The sequence below is a fragment of the Bulleidia sp. zg-1006 genome (genome assembly GCF_016812035.1).
Lineage (GTDB): Bacteria > Bacillota_I > Bacilli_A > Erysipelotrichales > Erysipelotrichaceae > Bulleidia.
In genome coordinates this window covers 492,305-511,678 of record NZ_CP069178.1, presented here as the reverse complement: position 1 = coordinate 511,678, position 19,374 = coordinate 492,305, and the positions used below count along the sequence as shown (strand labels likewise).

20 protein-coding genes are annotated in these 19,374 nt (G+C 34.3%); 4 read left to right on the top strand and 16 right to left on the bottom strand.

Annotated elements, in window-relative coordinates:
- Window positions 1–11: 11 nt before the first annotated feature.
- Window positions 12–539 (bottom strand): nucleotide exchange factor GrpE, encoded by a 528-nt coding sequence (gene grpE, locus JOS54_RS02630; protein WP_203245522.1) that lies wholly within the window; start codon window positions 537–539, stop codon window positions 12–14.
- Complete coding sequence (gene hrcA / locus JOS54_RS02625; protein WP_203245521.1) at window positions 532–1,557, bottom strand: heat-inducible transcriptional repressor HrcA; 1,026 nt, start codon at window positions 1,555–1,557, stop codon at window positions 532–534. Before hrcA ends, grpE begins: the two co-directional genes overlap by 8 nt.
- Window positions 1,558–1,720: 163 nt before the next feature.
- On the opposite strand from hrcA, the gene JOS54_RS02620 reads away from it, so the two are divergent.
- Window positions 1,721–2,371 (top strand): HAD family phosphatase, encoded by a 651-nt coding sequence (locus JOS54_RS02620; RefSeq protein ID WP_203245520.1) that lies wholly within the window; start codon window positions 1,721–1,723, stop codon window positions 2,369–2,371.
- 348 nt (window positions 2,372–2,719) lie between these two features.
- On the opposite strand, the gene JOS54_RS02615 is transcribed toward JOS54_RS02620, so the two are convergent.
- The 10 genes from JOS54_RS02615 to JOS54_RS02570 form a co-directional block, all read right to left on the bottom strand.
- Complete coding sequence (locus JOS54_RS02615; protein WP_203245519.1) at window positions 2,720–3,442, bottom strand: hypothetical protein; 723 nt, start codon at window positions 3,440–3,442, stop codon at window positions 2,720–2,722.
- Complete coding sequence (locus JOS54_RS02610; RefSeq protein WP_242518097.1) at window positions 3,439–3,834, bottom strand: SPASM domain-containing protein; 396 nt, start codon at window positions 3,832–3,834, stop codon at window positions 3,439–3,441. Before JOS54_RS02610 ends, JOS54_RS02615 begins: the two co-directional genes overlap by 4 nt.
- On the bottom strand, window positions 3,800–4,645 hold the full coding sequence (locus tag JOS54_RS02605; RefSeq protein ID WP_203245517.1) for a radical SAM protein: 846 nt from the start codon (window positions 4,643–4,645) through the stop codon (window positions 3,800–3,802). The genes JOS54_RS02610 and JOS54_RS02605 overlap by 35 nt, the downstream gene beginning before the upstream one ends.
- A complete protein-coding gene (locus JOS54_RS02600) occupies window positions 4,642–5,544 on the bottom strand; it encodes an ATP-binding cassette domain-containing protein (RefSeq protein WP_203245516.1) in 903 nt (300 codons plus the stop codon). The genes JOS54_RS02605 and JOS54_RS02600 overlap by 4 nt, the downstream gene beginning before the upstream one ends.
- Before the next feature lie 67 nt (window positions 5,545–5,611).
- Window positions 5,612–6,379 carry an ABC-2 family transporter protein gene (locus JOS54_RS02595; protein WP_203245515.1) on the bottom strand — a complete coding sequence of 256 codons (768 nt, stop codon included), beginning with the start codon at window positions 6,377–6,379 and terminating at the stop codon, window positions 5,612–5,614.
- A 2-nt stretch (window positions 6,380–6,381) separates the two neighbouring features.
- Window positions 6,382–7,116, bottom strand: coding sequence for a hypothetical protein (locus tag JOS54_RS02590; RefSeq protein ID WP_203245514.1), 735 nt, complete (start codon window positions 7,114–7,116; stop codon window positions 6,382–6,384).
- Window positions 7,117–7,622: 506 nt separating this feature from the next.
- Entirely contained in the window at window positions 7,623–8,585 is a 963-nt protein-coding gene (locus tag JOS54_RS02585; protein ID WP_203245513.1) for a Gfo/Idh/MocA family protein, read from the bottom strand.
- A complete protein-coding gene (gene coaD, locus JOS54_RS02580; protein WP_220281695.1) occupies window positions 8,585–9,088 on the bottom strand; it encodes a pantetheine-phosphate adenylyltransferase in 504 nt (167 codons plus the stop codon). The genes JOS54_RS02585 and coaD overlap by 1 nt, the downstream gene beginning before the upstream one ends.
- Window positions 9,085–9,633, bottom strand: coding sequence for a 16S rRNA (guanine(966)-N(2))-methyltransferase RsmD (rsmD, locus tag JOS54_RS02575; RefSeq protein ID WP_203245512.1), 549 nt, complete (start codon window positions 9,631–9,633; stop codon window positions 9,085–9,087). The genes coaD and rsmD overlap by 4 nt, the downstream gene beginning before the upstream one ends.
- Complete coding sequence (locus JOS54_RS02570; RefSeq protein WP_238928367.1) at window positions 9,630–10,820, bottom strand: FtsW/RodA/SpoVE family cell cycle protein; 1,191 nt, start codon at window positions 10,818–10,820, stop codon at window positions 9,630–9,632. The genes rsmD and JOS54_RS02570 overlap by 4 nt, the downstream gene beginning before the upstream one ends.
- 88 nt (window positions 10,821–10,908) lie before the next feature.
- Between JOS54_RS02570 and def the strand changes: the two genes are divergently transcribed.
- Together def and rnjA are read left to right on the top strand one after the other, a co-directional pair.
- Window positions 10,909–11,475 carry a peptide deformylase gene (gene def / locus JOS54_RS02565; RefSeq protein WP_203245510.1) on the top strand — a complete coding sequence of 189 codons (567 nt, stop codon included), beginning with the start codon at window positions 10,909–10,911 and terminating at the stop codon, window positions 11,473–11,475.
- A gap of 15 nt (window positions 11,476–11,490) precedes the next feature.
- Entirely contained in the window at window positions 11,491–13,323 is a 1,833-nt protein-coding gene (gene rnjA, locus JOS54_RS02560) for a ribonuclease J1 (RefSeq protein WP_203245509.1), read from the top strand.
- A 247-nt stretch (window positions 13,324–13,570) separates the two neighbouring features.
- Here the strand turns inward: rnjA and JOS54_RS02555 are convergent, their stop codons facing one another.
- The 3 genes from JOS54_RS02555 to JOS54_RS02545 are packed head-to-tail and all read right to left on the bottom strand — an operon-like array spanning window position 13,571 to window position 16,443.
- Window positions 13,571–16,006, bottom strand: a complete 2,436-nt coding sequence (locus tag JOS54_RS02555; RefSeq protein WP_203245508.1) for a ferrous iron transporter B — start codon at window positions 16,004–16,006, stop codon at window positions 13,571–13,573.
- Window positions 16,003–16,224: a ferrous iron transport protein A gene (locus JOS54_RS02550; protein ID WP_203245507.1), complete on the bottom strand. Its 222-nt coding sequence runs from the start codon at window positions 16,222–16,224 to the stop codon at window positions 16,003–16,005. Before JOS54_RS02550 ends, JOS54_RS02555 begins: the two co-directional genes overlap by 4 nt.
- Window positions 16,225–16,233: 9 nt before the next feature.
- The gene (locus JOS54_RS02545) at window positions 16,234–16,443 is read right to left on the bottom strand and encodes a FeoA family protein (protein WP_220281704.1); all 210 of its coding nucleotides are present in this window, start codon (window positions 16,441–16,443) and stop codon (window positions 16,234–16,236) included.
- 148 nt (window positions 16,444–16,591) lie between these two features.
- Here JOS54_RS02545 and JOS54_RS02540 point away from each other — a divergent pair, with 148 nt between their 5' ends.
- Window positions 16,592–17,476 (top strand): DegV family protein, encoded by an 885-nt coding sequence (locus tag JOS54_RS02540; RefSeq protein WP_203245506.1) that lies wholly within the window; start codon window positions 16,592–16,594, stop codon window positions 17,474–17,476.
- A 12-nt stretch (window positions 17,477–17,488) separates the two neighbouring features.
- On the opposite strand, the gene JOS54_RS02535 is transcribed toward JOS54_RS02540, so the two are convergent.
- Window positions 17,489–19,219, bottom strand: coding sequence for a glycerophosphodiester phosphodiesterase (locus JOS54_RS02535; protein ID WP_203245505.1), 1,731 nt, complete (start codon window positions 19,217–19,219; stop codon window positions 17,489–17,491).
- Between the last annotated feature and the right edge of the window lie 155 nt (window positions 19,220–19,374).

The following is a 19,374-nucleotide window of genomic DNA, read 5'->3' as shown; positions in this document are numbered from 1 at the left end:
TCTAGTCCTCCTTATTCTGAAACTTTAACCATTGCCGGTCTTAATAATCGATCTTTAATCATATAACCTTTTTGCAATATTTCAATCACTATGTTTGGTTCAACACCTTCCTTAGCTTCACTCATTAAAGCTTGATGGAAGCTACCATCAAATTGATGATTTAAAGCATCAATTTCTTGAACACCTTCTTTCGCTAGAGTGTTTTGAAGTTGACTATAAATCATCTCCACACCTTTGCGATAGGCTTCATCTTGTGTTTCTTGCGCCAAGGCTCTTTCACAGTTATCTAAAATCGGTAATAATTCTTTCGCAAAATTTGCCATTTGGAATTTTGTCCTTTGTTCAAAATCTGTTTGTAAACGTTTCTTCATGTTTTCCGCATCCGCATAGGCTTTTGCATATTCATTTTTCAAGATAGCCACTTGTTCTTCTAAAGTTATGACTTGAGCTTGCAGCTTTTCTTCTGCACTCAATTCAACTTCTTCTTCAACCGGGCTTTCTTCTAATTTTTCTTCTACATTTTCATTTTTTTCAGTCATGGTCATCTCCCTTTCGATAGGCCTCTTCAATCATGCGTGCCACATAATCCAGCAGTGGCACAATCCTGTCATATTCCATACGACTAGGACCGACCACCATTAATTCCCCGCTGTCTTCATCATTCAAGTGAAACTTTGAGCGGACAATCGCTAAATCATTCACCCAAGTTAATTGCGAACCGCCCCTTGTTGTAAGAGCAACCGCATTCGCATTTTCATCCATTTGTTTCCAGATGCTTTCATCTTCAAACATACCCATCAATTTTTTCATCTTATTGATGTCTTCAAATTCCGGTTGGAAAAAAACCTTATCTTTCCCAGAGAAGTAAACGGTATCGTTTGCGAAACGAATGAAAGCTCTTAGAAACGCAGTAAATAAAACATCATGCCTTTGCACAACCGCATTTAGCTCTGGCTTAATTTCTTCTAATCTTAAAGCCAATTCCGTTAAAGCGACACCTTTTAAGCGACGATTCAAAATATCGGTTGTGGTTTCTAAGTCTTGAATGGAAACGGATTGCTTGAAATGAAAGTTTCTTGTTTCCGTATGCCCTTGATCAGTAATAAAGACACAAACTGCATTTCTTTCATCTAACGGGAATAATTTAATGTGTTCTAAGTGCTGTTTTGAAGCATCTGGTCCAATTGCTCCAGCCGTCATGTTAGTCATTTCTGAAACAATTTCACAACTTTGACGAATCGCTTCATCTACACTCATAAGTGATGCTTCAAAGGCATCATGAACAGCAACCTCCATGCGCTTATCCAAATTGGACTCATCCAATAAAGTTTCGCAATAGAAACGATAGCCCATGGTACTAGGAATACGACCACTACTCGTATGTGTCTTTTCTAAATAACCCATTTCTTCCAATACTTGCATATCATTACGAATAGTTGCACTGGAATAAGCTAGGTGATACCTTTCTTGCAAGGCTTTGGATCCAATCGGTTCGGCGGTTTTGATGAACTCATCCACGATAGCTTTAAAGATTTGAATTCTTCTTGGCGTTAGCATCCAACATCACCTCCTTATTGGCACTCTAATTGAATATCTGCTAGTATCGTATCCCATTCGTTTAGCACTGTCAACTATTAAGTGCTAAATTCTTCCAACTTTTTTTGGGATTGCTTCTTCTATCTCTCTACTTGTATGATAGATGTGTTAACAAGGAGTATTTATGAAATATAATGCAGTGATTTTTGATTTTAATGGAACTTTACTATTTGATACGGATTTACATGTCAAGGCTTGGGATACAATCTCACAAAGCTTAAATTGTGGTCCTATTACATTAGAAACCATTCTAACAAAGTATTGGGGACTAGCGAACATTGATTTATTAAAGGGCTTAACGGGAAATCGCTATAGTGATGAAGAATACACTAATCTTTCAAAGAAAAAAGAAGCTTTATATCGCTCCTATGTTGAAGCTGATTCTTCTTTTCAACTAGTGGATGGTGTGCCTGAATTATTGGATTATTTAAAAGACAAGAATATTCCTTTTACCATTGCTTCAGCTTCCATCAAGGATAATATTGATTTTTACATTCGGCATTTTCACTTAGATCAATGGATGGATCCTAAAAGCATTATTTACGATGATGGTAGCTATGCGAATAAGAAAGAAATGTACCAACAAGCCATGAAAAATTTAAAGGTTAGTGATAAAGTACTTGTTTTTGAAGATTCTATCCATGGCATTAAAGCCGCCTTAGAAATAGGAGCCGATGTGATTGCGATTGATTCCCCTCAATTAAGAAATCTTCACCATCCAAATATCAAAGCTTGTATCCACAATTACCAAAATATCTTTGCCTTATTTGATTAGGGAATGAATATTCTTTAGATAATAAGCTTATGGATAAGGTCTTATCCATAAAAATTTAAAAATCTCCTTGAATTGTCAAATCAATTGCAACTTAACTGAATGATATACCTCATATGGAGTTTCCAATTTAAGCATTTACGAGGTCTAAGATTAATTTCTTTCATTTTTGCCTAATCATTGTATGCTTAGAAAATCCTTTCCCTCTATCTGGGGTTATCGTTTTAAGATTTTTTGCTCGCTCCAGTTCCAAATTTACAACACCCATAAACTTGTATATTTTTTTGTCACAAATCAATTGTTATGGTATTCCATTTAGATACGCACAACATGACAGCAACTTCCTAAAATTCAAGAATATTTTTCATCTATTAATTTTATCTGTTCTATACCTTCATATTTCAATACATCAATCTTTTTTATTTCGAATATCGCTCTTCTTAAATTTTCACAAACATTCATAAATCCAACTATTTCAGAAATTAATTTATCATTTTTCTTCAGTCTCGAATGTTCGTTAGGAATATTAGAATGAATATGAATTTCCACCACGTCTTTTAACATGTTTTTATCACTTACAATTGTCTTGAGCATTTCAGATTCTTTTTTGCAATGTCCTAAATCAAAACATATTTTAACTTTGTCTTTATGTAAAGTTGATATAGTACTCTTTATATTTTTGATTTTTTCAATAAACTGTTCATCTCCACTTTCGTTTTCCAATAAAATAGTTGTATTATTTGGAAGTAAATCACAAATAGAGTTAATCACTCTTACATCTGTGTTATTTTGAATGTGTGTTACCAAAAAATCTACTCTTTCTATTTTTTTTAAAATACAATCAAAATATATACTTCTTTGCTCAAAGTTTTCAATCAAATCAGCTTCTAAATGCAACGAAATTCTATCATTATATTTTTTTATTAATTCGTTAATTTGTTTTATGAAAATGTAATTATCCAAATGTTTATTCTTAACCTTAATTTCAACAATATCATACATTGAGAAATATTGATTCATTTCATCTCTTATATTTTCATCCACAACTAATTTCAATGCATATCCATATTTCATAGAGATTTACCTATTTTCTGTTTAATCAAATTCGAAAGATCTTCTGAATTATAAAATGGAGATTCTCCATCTTGATTTAAAAAAGAAATAAAAGAGTCTCTTGAATCATTTGGAAAAATAGGAACAATTTTTTCGTATAATAAAGGTAAAAGCACACAAAAAACAGGATCGGGATTGTATACGCTTCCCGTCAAATATTTTGCCTTTGCTCTACAACCTGAATTGCATACAACAACATATTTACATTTTTCACAATGCTTGATATCTTTAAGAAGTATTTCATTTTCTTCAAAAGAATTTTTATGATTTAAAGTTTCTTTCACATTAAAATTATATTTCTGGTAGTCATAAAGTACATTATGAAAAAAATTGACAAAGTGTTCCTTTTCCATCACTTCTAATAGTTGACTGATGCTGAATATAAGCACATGGAGAAAGATTTAAAATCTTTTTGAAATATTTGTTTTTTTCTTCATATGTATTTAGCATCGGTGGTTTTGTTAAAAGATTTGTTTTAAAAACACCATTTGCTTCTATATCTAATTTATTGATAAGGCTATGTTCTATATAGTGTCTAAGTGTTCGACTCATTTGATCCATAAATTCATGATAATATGTAGAAACATCAAGCTCTTTTATATTTTGATTTGCAGCGCCCTCGTATCCAACATCAAAAATCCGCCACCTGTCCGCCTTAACCTCAAGAATTTTTTTATATATGTCGAACATTTTGTTTGCATTGTGCATAGATGAAACAGTATGAACAACAGTATTTATTTTAGTATTATTTTTAATATATTTACACTTTTCCCACAATTCTTCTACATTACTACCTATTCTATATTTATTATGTTCATCACCAACACCATCAATACTTATCCTAATTCTTTTTAAGCCCGCTTTTGAAAGATTATTTATCATCTTTTCAGTAAGTAATTTGCCATTTGTAACTAAATCCGATTTAATTTTTAAGTCTGTTAAAAGTTGCACAATTTCAACAACATCACTGTTAAGTAGTGGCTCTCCACCAGTCAAAAGCACTTTATTAACTCCTAATTCTTTTTTAAGTGAGATAAGTAATGCTTTAATTTTTTCCGTTGTCATATCATTGTTTTTGTTGGCAAAGTCCAAATTATGGCAATATTTGCAATTTAAATTGCATTTTGATGTGATTTCTAATCTTACCGAGGTAAATAAACTCATTGTAAATCTCCTTTATCTATTTTTTTTATGACCATATCAACAGTTTTATCTTTTAAATCAATTGACAAAACTGTGTCCCAATTTATTTTCTGCAAAAAATTATTTATTCTACCTTGAATTAATATTTTAACCTTATGTGAATTCATTTTATTGATTTCAATATTTTCCGATTCTAAAAGTTCAACTTCTCGATCAAATTCAATCAAAAGTTCGGTGTATTTAACAGATAATACATTCTTCGTTAAATATTCAATGGCAGAACCATCTTCTCTTAAAATCAGTAATCGGTCACACAATTTTGTAATATCTAAAAAATTATGCGATGTAATTACCAAAATACAATCCGGATGGGTTTGTTTATAATCACATAATAATTCAATTATTGTTTCTTTAGTGTGGTAATCCAACCCTATAAACGCTTCATCTAAAAAGATATACTTTGGTTCTCTTATTAAAACCGCTATAATGTCCGCTTGAACTCTTTGCCCATAACTTACCTTTCTTAGCAAATTATTCCAATAATATTTCAAAGTAACTTTTTCACCATAATATTCTAAATTTTCAACCATTTTTTCAGGATTGACATCGTAAATTTTACAAAGTATCTCTATACTTCGTCTAATGGATAAGTCCCACCAAAGTGAACTTCTCTGTCCCCAAACAACTCCTATTTTACTCATCAATTTCCTTCTGAACTTATAAACACTTTTATCGCCAAAATAGATATCACCTTGCTGTGGTCTTAAAATAGATAACATCAATTTAATCAATGTCGACTTCCCTGTTCCATTATTACCCACAACTCCAATGCTTTCTCCATCTTTAATTATCAAATCTAAATTATTAAATAATCTTTTTTTATCTTTATAGTTGAACACAATTTTTTCTAGTTTTATCATAATTCCTCCATTACAAAATATCTATAGCTCTAAATTTGAATATTTAGTAAATTTGTTTTACATCTTTTTACCTATTATTGCTTTGATATTTTAATAACATATAATTAAACATACATATACCCATTAGATTCACTAATACCATTGTGAAAAATGGGTATATATACCCTAAAAAAACAATATCACTATTTCTAATCAAATCTACTGGCAGATATAGACAAAAATAAATTGGGACGATGAATGTATATATAAATTTAGCTGGATTTTTTAATAATGTAGTTGGATAAAATCCTATATTAGCACTTGAATCAACTAAAATACTAGCTAGCATTGTCCCTTCTGTCGTTATAGTTAATATAGATGCTGCAATTAACATCAACCCGATATAAGTTATCCCCAAAATTAATATCAAATATAATGTAGCTATAATAGATAACTCAAACCCTTGCCTATAGCTTTCTAATATAGATATTATTCCAACAATGATACCCGAAATTCTTCTGATAAATATTTCCGAAATTATAACTTGATATATTATCGATAGTGGCCTTGTAAAATAGATATCTAAATCTCCAGAAAATAATAATTGCTGATAATTATCTAAGCCTCTTGCAAACATTCTAGCAAAATTATAAGCAACCAAAATAGAACCATACATAAAATGTACCAGCATAGATACATTATTATTGCTGGCAACACTTCCTTTCAAAAATAAATTGACAGCAATTAAAGGAATTATTGAATAAATAAACCAAATCACTAATTCCAGAATCATATTTTTTTTGTAACTTATCTGCCCAGTTAGACTTGCACGGTACAACATTAATGTTTTTTTCATTTTCATCCTCCATATATTTCAGTTTTATTAGATAATATCCTAAACAAATAGTATGATATTAGCGCAAGCACACTACACCAAATTAGTTGAAAAATAATAATTTCTTTTTTTTCATATAATAAAACTTGAACTGGTCCATCAACCAAAAATGCAAATGGAGTAAAATAACAAATCTTTATAAATTGCTGTGGCAAATATTTTAAGGGTATGATTCCACCAGATAAAATACCACTAACACCGTTTAATAGTGCTTTGGAAGCAGAGTGATTATTTAACGGTAAAGATAACGAGTAGAAGCATTCGCCCACAAATACACTCAGCAATAAACTCAAAAAAATAGATACCAAAAAAAATGCACATCTTAAAAATGAAATTTGCAAAAATATCATTAACAAAATTAAAAATAATATGTTCTCTGCAAAACCAGCAATACAAGTTGCAATATCTTCAAGTACGATAATTTCCCATATTTCTTTTGGAAAAGTATAATATTTGGATATTTCTCCCTTTTTTAATAAATGTATAAAATTTGGAAGTCTATTTGTAAGCAAGCAATTATTTAAGACATTGGCAATCACCAAATATGACATCAGATTACTCTCTTCATTTTTTAAAAGACCCGTATAAACAGAAAATTCAGCATAAACTATTATGATAATAAAAAAATAATTCAATATTATTTTTTCTTTATATTTAAAACTTCTTTTTAGCTCATTTTTAATAATTTTTAATACCATTTATTTTTTCTACAATTAAGTTTGGACACTAAAATTATTGGCAAAGCCTGATAACAAGCTTTGCCAATAATCATCCTAATTTCTAAAGCTCATAACTCATCTGATTTGTAATTATAATTATATACTACCAAATAGAAAGCTAAAGATTCCAAGAGCCACACTCTTGTGAAATTAGTTTCCCCAAGTAACCAGCATTGTATACCTTTCCCTTTATGTGAATATTTTACCATATTACTGGATATTATAAAAGCATTTACGAGGTCTAAGATTAATTTCTTTCATTTTTGCTTTAAAAGAAGCAGGATATTCTATTAGATACCTTTAGAATGCTAAGTGGATATGTACTTTCTAAATATTTTTTCATCAGACATGAGTGACCTTTGGAAGAACAAAAATGAGACCAAGAGATAGATTTCTTCTAATCGCATTTTTCAATCTTTTCTCATTTATTTTAAAATTCACTCACGATTCCCCACAAACAAAAACAGACCTCCTTAGAAATCTGTTTACATACGATAAACGGAAGCATCTGGATCGGCTGTGAAAGCATCCTTCACCCTGTCTAATTCATGAGCAATTTGTTGGCTGACTAACCATGGCATACAAGCTTCTTCCCTTAGACCTAGGGCATAAGCTTTTTCAAAAGCTCTTATCTCAGCACTTAAATCATTACCCTCATAAAGGTATTCAAAGACCTTTTCTTCTTTGCCTTTTTTTAAAATGAAATGATTAGGGCGATGGAAATTCGGTATTTCAAGCATTCCTTCATTTCCTTTAAGAATAGCGAAACGAGTAGATGGTTTTTCAAGACTGAGTTCCATTTGAAAGGAAACACCACTCCTTTCAAATATAGCTAACACGTCCACATCCACCTCTTCTTTAAAGCAAGCATCCACTTTCTTTAAGGGAATATTGGTCCCCAATAAATCCACCAAATAATTCAAGACATAACAACCCACATCCAAAAGCACTCCACCTTGAATGGCATCACTTAGATAAGATTTTTTAAAGAAAGAGGTCTCTACTTGTGAACAAAAAGAGACTTGTATGGATTGTAGTTCACCAATAATACCTTGTTTTAAGGCTTTCTTTAATTCTTGATAAGCCGGAAAATAACGAGTTTTCATAGCTTCCATGAGCAAGACATTCTTTTCCTTTGCCTTTAGAATTAGGGATTGCACTTCCCATTCATTTAAAGCCATTGGTTTTTCAATAAGAACGGCTTTCCCTTCATCCATTGCCTCTAAAGCATATTTATAATGAAACCCATGTGGTAAAGCAATATACACCGCATCCACATCACTTTTTATCAGTTCACCATAACTATCATAGACAACAGGAATGGAAAACTCTTTTTGCAAAGATAACGATTTTTCTTTGTTTCGACCAGCTATCGCTACAACTTCATTGACCTTTGCTGTGAGAAAACACTTAGCAATATTCCCTGAGCCTAAAATCCCCCACTTCATCAAAGCTCCTCAACTGGAATATAGAGTTCATCCATCACTTCTTGAATAATCGGGGAAGGAATAAAGCCATAAAGCTTTCCGCCATTCATCGCAATTTCTTTACAAACGGAAGAACTTAAGAAAGAATAGGCTGGTCGAGCAATAAAGAATAATGTTTCAACTTCATCATCCAAGCTTAAATTAGCCGTGGCTTGTTGCAACTCATATTCATAATCCGAAACTGCACGAATACCACGAATAATCGCTCCACAACCTAAACGCCTTGCGTAATTCACCGTTAAACCATAGCCAATTTCTACCCGAACATTTACGGGATGACCTATATCCGCTAAACTCTTTTCAATCATTTCTTTTCGTTTTTCAACACTAAAGGTACATTTCTTACGAGGATTATCCATAATGAGTACCACGAGTTCTTCAAACATCTTACTCGCTCTTTCAATAATGTCTAAATGACCATTCGTAATTGGATCAAAAGTTCCTGGATAACAAGCTTTCATCATTTCTCCTTTCGATAAAACAAGAGTTGACTAACTCCATATTCTTTCTTTTTCCATAATTTCATTTTGCCTATTGTTTCAGCATAAGCATCGTTTCGATCTGCCTCTACCACGATGACACCATCTAAGTTTAATAAGTCTTTTTCTATCAATAATTGAATGACCTGTTCATTTTCTTGCTTGGCATAAGGAGGATCCATATACACCAAATCAAAGTTTTGACCTTTTAAAACATCTAAGGCCCGTTGCACTGACATTTTCAATAAGCTTGTTTTTTCTTGCAAAGATAATGAGACAATATTGGCTTGAATAATTTTTTGCGCATGACGGTCTTTTTCGACAAATACAACCCTTTTAGCTCCTCTTGATAAAGCTTCTAAGCCATTCGCTCCACTTCCGGCATACAAATCCAAAAAAGAAGATTCCGGAACATTGTTCATTATGATAGAAAAAACCGCTTCTCTTACTTTGTCTAACGTTGGTCTGGTTTTCATTCCTTTGGGTGCTTCAATTGGTCTTGAACGAAATTCTCCAGCGATAATTCTCATTGGATTTCTCCTCTATTTACTTGTGAAATAATCGCTTGTGAAATACCGATACAGGTCATAAATGACCATGTACTTGAACCACCTGCGGAAATCATCAATAAAGGAACACCCGTCAAAGGAATTAATCCCGTAGCTCCACCAATATTAAAGACCATATGAACCAATAGATACATCGCTGTACCCACTAAAATCATCTTTCCCGCTTCACTCTTCATACGTATTGCATAGCGGAATAGTTGCAATAGAATAGCCCCATATAATAGCATTAAAAAGCCAAAGCCGATCATCCCGACTTCCTCAACCACAACAGCTAGAATAAAATCAGTATTAACAGCTGGAAAGTCGGTGTATTTACGAATCGATTGACCAATCCCTCTACCCTTTAAACCGCCGGTCGCAAAGGAAACCAAACCATTGATAATCTGATAACCAACCCCATAGGTATCATGGAAGGGATTAAACATAGCTGTAAAACGAGCTTTCTTATATCCCGTTATAACCGAAGAAATAATTCTTTCCCCAAAGCCCGTATACAACAAACCATATCCTGCCACAATACCTAACCAAAACGATATCTTAAAGAAGCGTTGCACTGCTTTTAACTGCGGATGTTTTGGAATCAAGAGAATAACGGAAAAAATGATAAAGATAATCAAAGCCGATCCTAGGTCATTCTCTAGTAATGCCACAATCAAGCAAATCGCTAACACATAGCCAAATGGTCTTAATAACATTTCAAAGGTACTATGGTATCTTTTTCGATTATCTCCTAAAAAGCGAGCCATGATTAAAATCGTTACAATCTTTGCGAATTCCGATGGTTGAAGTGTCACAGGACCCAGACGAATCCAAGCTTTCGCTCCACCCGCCGCACTAAAAGCCAAAGGTACAAACAATAATACTATCGTTGTTATAATCAGTGTATTGAACGCTTTTGTTTTCAAAAAAGAAAGGCGAAAGTGATTGCCCATAAAACACATAGAAATATAACCAACCATTAAAAACACAATCTGTTTGCCGGCAATACCAATTAACTTTTTATTATTACCATTTACCAAGCCCATAGAAGCTGATACAATCGCAATTAAGCCAAAAATCATCAAACCAATCACGCAAAGATGAATGATAAAATCCACCGTTTTTGGAACACGATAAAAATATGGCAACATTCTTCTTTTCTTTTTCATACTCATGTTATAATAGTAGCACGAAAAGAATTACGTTTATTTAATAAAATAAATTAAATGCTACAATGGAATTGAGGTAAAGGTTTTTATGTTGATTAATAATGATACCATCGTCAAAGATAGTGATCCTATCATCCGAACGAAATCAAAAAAAGTGAAACTTCCTTTAAGTGAGAAAGATGCTTCTTTATTGCGTGATATGTTGCAATATGTCAAAGATTCAACGGATAAAGAAAAAGCGAAAAAATACAATTTAAGACCGGCGGTTGGCATTAGTGCTATTCAAGTGGGTGTCCCGAAACGTATGATGGCAGTTGTTGTCGATGATGTCGATAAAAATGGTGAGCTTGTGCATTATGAATATATGTTAGTCAACGCTAAGATTGTTAGCGAGAGTGCTCAACCGGCCTATTTAAGTTCTGGAGAAGGTTGCCTATCCGTTGTTAATGATCATCCGGGTTATGTGGTTCGTAAAGCAAGAGTAACGGTAGAAGCCTATGATTTAGCTAGTGATAAGATGATTTCCATTCGTGCAAGAGGCTATTTAGCGATTGTTTTACAACATGAATTGGATCACTTTGATGGTCGTTTATTCTACGATCGTATTGACAAGAAAAATCCTATGAAAAAAGTTGATGGCGCATTAGTCATCTAGAAAGTTAATTAATTTATGTCCGAAACAAAAATGAGATATCCAAGAAGAATAAATACTTATAAAAAAGTAATTCAAAATGAAGACTATTCAAAATCCATCCGTCATGAAACAGATACGATGGTTTATGCGATGGGCGGTTTAGGTGCCATCGGTATGAACATGTATTGTGTGGAACATAATGATGAAATTATTATTATTGACTGTGGCGTTTTATTCCCTCAAAGCGAATTATTAGGTGTGGATTATGTCATCCCTGATTTCTCTTATTTAGTGAAAAACCAATATAAAATTAAGGCTATGGTCATTACTCATGGTCATGAAGATCACATTGGCGGTATTCCTTTCTTCTTAAAAACCATTCGTCTAAAAGAAATCTACGCTCCTCGTTTTGCAAAGCGTTTGATTGAAAAGAAACTAGCAGAACACCGTTTAACTAGAGCTTGTAAAATTATTGAAATTGATTCTGATTCTTCCATCAATACAAAATATTTCAATATTGGTTTTTTTGATACAGTGCACTCTATTCCGGACTCTTTGGGTGTTTTAATTAATACTCCAAATGGTCGTATTGTTGAAACCGGAGACTTTAAATTTGATTACTCCCCTGTTGGCAAACCGTCTGATTTTCAAAAGATGGCTTACATTGGTCAAATTGGTGTGGATTTATTGTTATCGGATTCCACCAATTCCTCGGTACCTGGTTCTTCTATTTCAGAAAGAATGGTCGCTAAAGCTATCCTTTCACAAATGAAGAAAACCCCTGGTCGTCTACTAGTGTCTACGTTTGCTTCAAATGTCTTGCGTGTCAATCAAATTCTGGAAGCGGCGGTTGCTTGTAATCGAAAGATTGCGGTCTTTGGTCGTTCTATGGAAAATGTGGTTGAAATTGGTCGTGAGTTAGGGGTTATTAACATTCCTAAATCAAGTTTTATTTCCGGCAATGAATTGAATACTTTACCGGCTAATCGTATTTGTATTGTATGTACCGGCTCACAAGGTGAACCAATGGCCGCTTTAAGTCGTATTGCGAATGGCTCTCATCGTTTCATTAAGATTCTTCCCGGGGATACTGTCTTATTCTCTTCTTCACCAATTCCCGGCAATGGTCAATCGGTTGGCGAGGTTATCAACCAGTTAACCAAAGTTGGTGCTAACGTTGTCACCAATTCACCTTTGACTTCTTTTCATACCACCGGTCATGCTCCGGTTGAGGAACAAAAGTTAATGTTGAATTTGATTAAACCAAAGTGGTTTATGCCAAATCATGGTGAATATAAGATGCTTGTAGAACATTGCCGTACCGCTGTTTTAACCGGTGTTCCTGAAGACCATTGTTTCATTTGTACCAATGGAGATGTGGTTGTTTTAAGAAATCATGAAGCCTTTATTGCCAATGAAAAGGTTCATACCGATGCAATTTATGTGGATGGAAATGATATTTCCGGATTGAGTACTTCCGTTATTAAGGATCGCCAAATTCTAGCTGAGAATGGCTTGGTATCGGTAATTGTGACCATTGACTCTCGTTACAACAAGATTCTATGTCGCCCAAGTATTGTTTCGCGTGGCTTTGTCTACATCAAAGATTCGCACACTTTATTAAAGGAAGCGGAGTTAGTGGTTTATGAAGCCCTTAAAAAGACCATGCAAAATCGAACCACCTTTGGTGAAATCAAATCTTGCATTAAGTCTTCTTTAGAGCCCTTCTTATTCCAAAAAACCAAACGAACACCAATCATCATTCCGGTTATCTTAAATCAAAAAGAAGCGATGAAAGAAGTTCAAGAAAAGATGAAACAGCGTAATACAAAGCGTCTTGTTCATAGAAAAGTAGTAGCTGGCAAATGATTGCCGGCTACTACTTTTATGTTGCCGAAAACTCCTAAATCGAAGTTTTTCTATTGTTAACAATCCAATAGCAGTAAATTCCCCAAAGACCCTCCATACTGCCTTATTCTTGTTTCATTTCATTTTCTTAAAATTAAAAGGATTAATTCCTATCAAAAATAGAAATCAATCCTTAATTAGAACCATTCAAGCACCTAACTAATAGTCATATAGATAGTTCAACTATCATTTATTTTTAATTTAGGTTTTATTCAACAACTACGTGTTTCTTCATTGGCTTAAACAACTGATACAACATAGCTGCCGCAATTACTACGGCAACAATGAAACCTGCCATGTTCATCTTCCCTTGAATAGCTAAACCAAATTGGTAAATCATCAAGGCTACTACATAGGCAAAACCACATTGATAAGCAATCGCAAACCAAGTCCAACCAACGTCATTCATTTCACGACGAATCGCTCCGATAGCCGCGAAACATGGGGCACATAATAAGTTGAACACTAAGAAACAGTAACCCGCTAAGGCTGAACCAAAGAAAGCCGCATTCATGGATTGGTAAATCTGCCAACCATTTTCACTGACTTCCCCTGCTCCATAAAGCACACCCATTGTGGATACAACGTTTTCTTTAGCAATCAAACCGGTCACTGTCGCAACAGCGGCACGCCAATCGCCAAAGCCAAGTGGTGCAAAGATAAACTTCACAGCATTGCCAAACATAGCCAATAGAGAATCCGCTTCTTCGACCATCGCAAATCCTTGGGCTGTATAGCCAACATGAGATGTTAGCCAAATGAAGACGGAAGCTAGGAAGATAATTGTTCCTGCCTTCTTAACAAAAGAAAAACCACGTTCCCACATTGAATGAAGAATATAAGATGGTGTTGGCCAATGATAAGCAGGTAATTCCATTACAAATGGTGCCGGATCACCTGCGAAGCGTTTTGTCTTTTTAAGCATGATACCTGACACAACAATCGCTGCAATACCTAAGAAATAAGAACTTGTTGCAACTAAACCGGATTCCTTAAAGAAAGCACCTGAAATCAAAGCAATAACCGGCAACTTCGCCGAGCATGGCATAAAGGAAGTTGTCATAACTGTCATACGACGATCACGATTACTTTCAATTGTACGCGAAGCCATAATACCTGGAACCGAGCATCCTGTTCCAACTAACATCGGAATAAAACTCTTACCGGATAAACCAAATCTTCTAAATAGGCGGTCCAGCACGAAAGCGATACGCGCCATATATCCACAACCTTCTAAGAAAGCAAGGAAGAAGAATAATGTTAACATCTGTGGTAAGAAACCAAGAACTGAACCAACACCAGCTAAGATACCATCTAAGACTAAGCCTTGTACCCATTCTGATGTATGAATACTCTTTAAGAAATCCCCTAAAATAACCGGTAACCCAACTTGATATGGACCGAAGTCATGGGCATCCGGTTCTTCTTCAGCTGCATATTTTTCATAAGTCTTGAAGTCAACAGCACGTGTTTCAACCACTTTACCAGATTCATCATGCACTTCTGTCGAAACAGTGAATTTTTCAAGCGCTTTTTGGTCAAGAACTTTAACTTCCTCACCCTCTTTTTTCATCAAACCTTTTTCAATAGCCTCATTTTCAAAAGCTTCTTTCGCCTCTGAATCCATACTGAAGTTAGCACTAGCTTCATCAAATTCAGCACGACCTTTGCCTAACCAGAACCAACCATCACCGAATAAGCCGTCGTTTACCCAGTCTGTTGCTTTTGTACCAAATGTTTGAATCGAACAGAAGTAAACAATAAACATAATCAAGGCAAAGATTGGTAAACCTAACCAGCGGTTGGTAACAACCGTATCAATCTTATCAGAAATACTCTTTTCTTCTGAATTATTCTTCTTATAGATACCGGATAATAACTTAGTAATATCGTTATAACGTTCATCGGTGATAATAGATTCACTATCATCTCCCAATTCAGCTTCCAGCTTTTCAATCTCAGTCAATATTTCTTGCTTTTGTTCAGCACTGAAATCAATTGTTTCTAAAACTTTTTCATCTTTTTCAAATAACTTAATCGCATACCAACGTTTTTGTTCCGATGGAATTGAAACCAATTGTTCTTCTAAAGAGGTTAAAAAATTTTCGACTTTATCCGTGAAACGATGAATGGTTGGTAATTCCTTCTTCTTAACTGCTTCTAATACAACTTCCATCGCTTTCGGAACATTAGTTCCCTTTAAAGCTGAAATTGGTACTACCGGGCAACCCAATTGTGCTTGTAGAGAAGCTAGGTCAATCTTATCGCCTTGCTTATCAACCAAATCCATCATATTCACAGCCACAACCACCGGTAAACCAAGTTCCATTAATTGCGAAGTTAAATATAGATTGCGTTCAAGATTTGTTCCATCAATGATATTTAAAATAGCCGATGGTTTTTCCTTCACTAAGTAATTACGTGAAACAACTTCTTCCAATGTATAAGGCGATAAAGAATAAATACCAGGTAAGTCTTCAATAATCACATCATGGTGTTTCTTAAGCTTACCTTCTTTCTTTTCTACCGTAACTCCCGGCCAGTTACCAATCGTCTGGTTCGCTCCTGTCAACGAATTAAAAAGAGTGGTCTTTCCACTGTTTGGGTTTCCGGCAAGAGCAATCACAACTTTATTTTTACTCATACTTCCACCTCAATCATTTCTGCATCCTTTTTACGAATGGATAATTCATACCCGCGCACTGTCAATTCAATGGGGTCTCCCAATGGAGCAACCTTACGAACTGTAACCGCTGTTCCTTTCGTAATGCCCATGTCCATGATACGACGACGCACAGCGCCTTGTCCATGAAGTTTCTTGATGACAACCTTTTCGCCAACCGCTACTTCCTTTAACGTCATTCTATCCTCCTATATCAAAATCTTCGCTGCCATAGAGGCACCCAAAGCAACCCGTGTTTCCTTCACTTTAACAATGAGATTTCCACTGTTCTTCGATATAATTTGAACATTAGTGCCCTGGGTAAATCCTAAATCCTGAAGGTGTTTTCGTGTATGAGCGTCACCACCAATTTTTTTGATTGTGTATATTTGGGCAATATCACCAAAAATTAATGGCATAATCTACATCCTCCTCAGGTTAGTCAGATCTAACAATAGTTAGTCTATACTTACCATCTTTTCTTGTCAATGAAACATTCTGGATGGGGAAAATTTGTTTCTTGCAAAATGAACATGCTAGAATAATAAGAAAGAATCGAGGTTATCTATGAAAGAATTTATGATTGCTACAACTTCAACAGCTGACCTACCTATCGAATATCTAAAAGAACACCAGATTCCATTTATCTCTTATTCATATACACTAAATGATCAAGTTTATGTGGATGATTGTAGTGAAGAGTCGAAAAGTCGTTTATTTAATGCCATGCGTTCTGGTATACAGCCAAACACATCACAAATTTCTGAATATGCTTATGAAGAATTCTTCCGTGATTTAGCGAAACAAGGAAAAGATATTCTTTTTATGGATATGACAAGGGCTTTATCGAAGTCCATTCATAATGCTGAAAAAGCGATTGAAACAGTCTCCCTTGAATTTCCTAATATTCGCATTCAAATGGTTGAAAGCTATTCCGTCACTTCTGGTTTAGCACTATTGCTTAAATACTTAGTTCATTTAAAAGAAACCGGTTCTTCCTATGAAGAATGTGTGCAATGGGCAAAGGAACACGCTTTAGAATATGTGCATCATTTTATGGTTGAAGACTTAAAGTGGTTAAGAAAAGGGGGGCGCTTATCCAACGCTTCCGCCATAGTTGGCTCATTACTATCCATTAAACCGCTTATTTATTTAGATAAGTTTGGCTCCTTAGTTTCCATGCGCACGGTACGTGGTAGAAAGCGTTGCTTAAAGGAGTTATTAGAATGGGTAGGACAAGACTTTAGCGAAGAAACTTACCAAGAAGAATTGGCTCTCATTCATGCCGATTGTTTAGAAGATGTACAAAAATTACGTGAAGAATTATTAACCATGTATCCAAGATTAAAACCGGAATTAGTGATTATTATGAGCCTTGGTCCAACCATTGCCAGTCATGTTGGCCCTGATTTTGTCGGTGTTGCTTATAGAGGAAAGAAAAGAGAAGCTTAAAAACTTCTCTTTTTAACTTTTCACTTCCATTAACTGAAGTGCCTTTTTGTAATAATTTTGTTCCATCATTTCTTTAATAATGGTAGAAAGAGTGGAAATATCATCGGTTAAAATACCATCTACCCCCTTGAATAATAATTCTTTCATTTGTTTTTCTTTGTTGATGGTCCAAACAAAAATTTGTTTCTTTTGTTTCTTAGCGGATAGAGCAAACAAATAGTTATAACTAAATTCTTCAACCACATAAAAATCCACAGGATAATCCTCTAAAGATCCTAATTGGAAAGGAATGATATAACCGGTTTGAATGGATGGTATTTCCTTTTTCGCTTCCATTAAAGCAACAAGATTTAATGAAATCAAACGATTTTTTTCTAATGGTTTCAAGGCTTGATATTGCTTGATGAAAGCCTGCATGTACTCATGTACCTTATTTTTCTCTGGCTTTAATTCCAAAAATAAAGCTTGATTTAAGGCATTTGATGTTTCGATGTATTCTTTTAAACTTGGAATACGACTAGTTTGTCCAGCCTCATTGCGAATGGTTAATCTCTGAAGCTGCTCTAATGTTAATTCCGATACTTTTTGATTTAAATTTGCCATGCGCTTTAGTGTTCGATCATGAAAGACCACAAATTGCTTATCCTTGGTCATTAACACATCCATTTCCACAAAGTCAGCTCCCTTTTTACTAGCAGATATTAAAGCCTCTAAACTATTCTCAACATAGCTGGCACTATCGCCTCGATGAGAAATTTTTAAAGCTGTCGGTTGATCTTCTAATAAAAATAATTGAATACCCCCTGTCACAAATAAAGAAATAATCCCCGCCACGACTACCCATAAACGAATATTTTGATAAAGTGGTCTCATCTTTCGTTCCGCTGATTTTTCATGGATTTGAACCATCAACATAATTAAAACAAACTTCAAACCCATGTCTACCGCATAATGAGCACCTGTCAAAATAGAAAAGAATAAACTTTCTTTCACTAAAGAAGTTCCCATTGGATCCCATTTGCTAAAAAGAATGGCACAAGAAGCCGAAATCGCAATCAACACAATCGCCGCAACAATAAAATATAAAATAATATAGGCCATATGAAGCAGTGTTTTCCCTTTTGTTTTATGCCATGAATCCACAAGTGATTGTTTCACACCTCTTTTAGTCAAGCTAAACAAAGGTATAAAATACAATAATCTTAAATTGATATAAGCAACTAATACCAAAAGACCACCATAGCCTAACATACCCACTTTACTTTTCATGAATTCATTACCAATGAAATCAGGAATTTTCCATTTTGCCAGAATACTAGAATTCAAACCCAAATTTGCTAAAGGTATCATTAGTGCCAAATATAACAGAAAAAGAAAGATTTCCGGGCTACATAGTTGTTTGCATTTAGACCAAATTCTTTCTCTAAAGAAGGTTTTTAATTGATCCCAATGCAGCTCATCCACCACTGAATAAAGTAATAAAGAAAACTCTGAAAAGATAATGGCACAAGCCACTAGTGCAAAAAACAAGATAGCGATAACCATCACCGGTTGTTTCACAATATGCAATAGATTTTCTTTATTTAAAACATAATAGCCAGAATGGCGAATGATTTGGCGAAAGAAATAGGTCAAAACATTTTTTAGAAAAAGTGTGTAAACCGGATATAAAGCAATACTCATACTTAAAAAACGAAAGAAAGCTTTCATCCATGTATTTGTGTCCGCTAACCATTTTTTCATAGGACTACTATACCATTTTTACCTTAAAACATAAAAACGCATCACTACAAGGAAGGAGAAGTTTTCAATTTATCATTCCCATTTTCATTTCATAGCAACCATACCCAAAGAACTTATGTTATGGCTATTACTTATTCTTGGGGTTTGTTGGCTTC

Coding starts and splice junctions, on each gene's coding strand:
- grpE (WP_203245522.1), bottom strand. CDS start 539: ATGACTGAAAAAAATGAAAATGTAGAAGAAAAATTAGAAGAAAGCCCG.
- hrcA (WP_203245521.1), bottom strand. CDS start 1,557: ATGCTAACGCCAAGAAGAATTCAAATCTTTAAAGCTATCGTGGATGAG.
- JOS54_RS02620 (WP_203245520.1), top strand. CDS start 1,721: ATGAAATATAATGCAGTGATTTTTGATTTTAATGGAACTTTACTATTT.
- JOS54_RS02615 (WP_203245519.1), bottom strand. CDS start 3,442: ATGAAATATGGATATGCATTGAAATTAGTTGTGGATGAAAATATAAGA.
- JOS54_RS02610 (WP_242518097.1), bottom strand. CDS start 3,834: ATGGAAAAGGAACACTTTGTCAATTTTTTTCATAATGTACTTTATGAC.
- JOS54_RS02605 (WP_203245517.1), bottom strand. CDS start 4,645: ATGAGTTTATTTACCTCGGTAAGATTAGAAATCACATCAAAATGCAAT.
- JOS54_RS02600 (WP_203245516.1), bottom strand. CDS start 5,544: ATGATAAAACTAGAAAAAATTGTGTTCAACTATAAAGATAAAAAAAGA.
- JOS54_RS02595 (WP_203245515.1), bottom strand. CDS start 6,379: ATGAAAAAAACATTAATGTTGTACCGTGCAAGTCTAACTGGGCAGATA.
- JOS54_RS02590 (WP_203245514.1), bottom strand. CDS start 7,116: ATGGTATTAAAAATTATTAAAAATGAGCTAAAAAGAAGTTTTAAATAT.
- JOS54_RS02585 (WP_203245513.1), bottom strand. CDS start 8,585: ATGAAGTGGGGGATTTTAGGCTCAGGGAATATTGCTAAGTGTTTTCTC.
- coaD (WP_220281695.1), bottom strand. CDS start 9,088: ATGATGAAAGCTTGTTATCCAGGAACTTTTGATCCAATTACGAATGGT.
- rsmD (WP_203245512.1), bottom strand. CDS start 9,633: ATGAGAATTATCGCTGGAGAATTTCGTTCAAGACCAATTGAAGCACCC.
- JOS54_RS02570 (WP_238928367.1), bottom strand. CDS start 10,820: ATGAAAAAGAAAAGAAGAATGTTGCCATATTTTTATCGTGTTCCAAAA.
- def (WP_203245510.1), top strand. CDS start 10,909: ATGTTGATTAATAATGATACCATCGTCAAAGATAGTGATCCTATCATC.
- rnjA (WP_203245509.1), top strand. CDS start 11,491: ATGTCCGAAACAAAAATGAGATATCCAAGAAGAATAAATACTTATAAA.
- JOS54_RS02555 (WP_203245508.1), bottom strand. CDS start 16,006: ATGAGTAAAAATAAAGTTGTGATTGCTCTTGCCGGAAACCCAAACAGT.
- JOS54_RS02550 (WP_203245507.1), bottom strand. CDS start 16,224: ATGACGTTAAAGGAAGTAGCGGTTGGCGAAAAGGTTGTCATCAAGAAA.
- JOS54_RS02545 (WP_220281704.1), bottom strand. CDS start 16,443: ATGCCATTAATTTTTGGTGATATTGCCCAAATATACACAATCAAAAAA.
- JOS54_RS02540 (WP_203245506.1), top strand. CDS start 16,592: ATGAAAGAATTTATGATTGCTACAACTTCAACAGCTGACCTACCTATC.
- JOS54_RS02535 (WP_203245505.1), bottom strand. CDS start 19,219: ATGAAAAAATGGTTAGCGGACACAAATACATGGATGAAAGCTTTCTTT.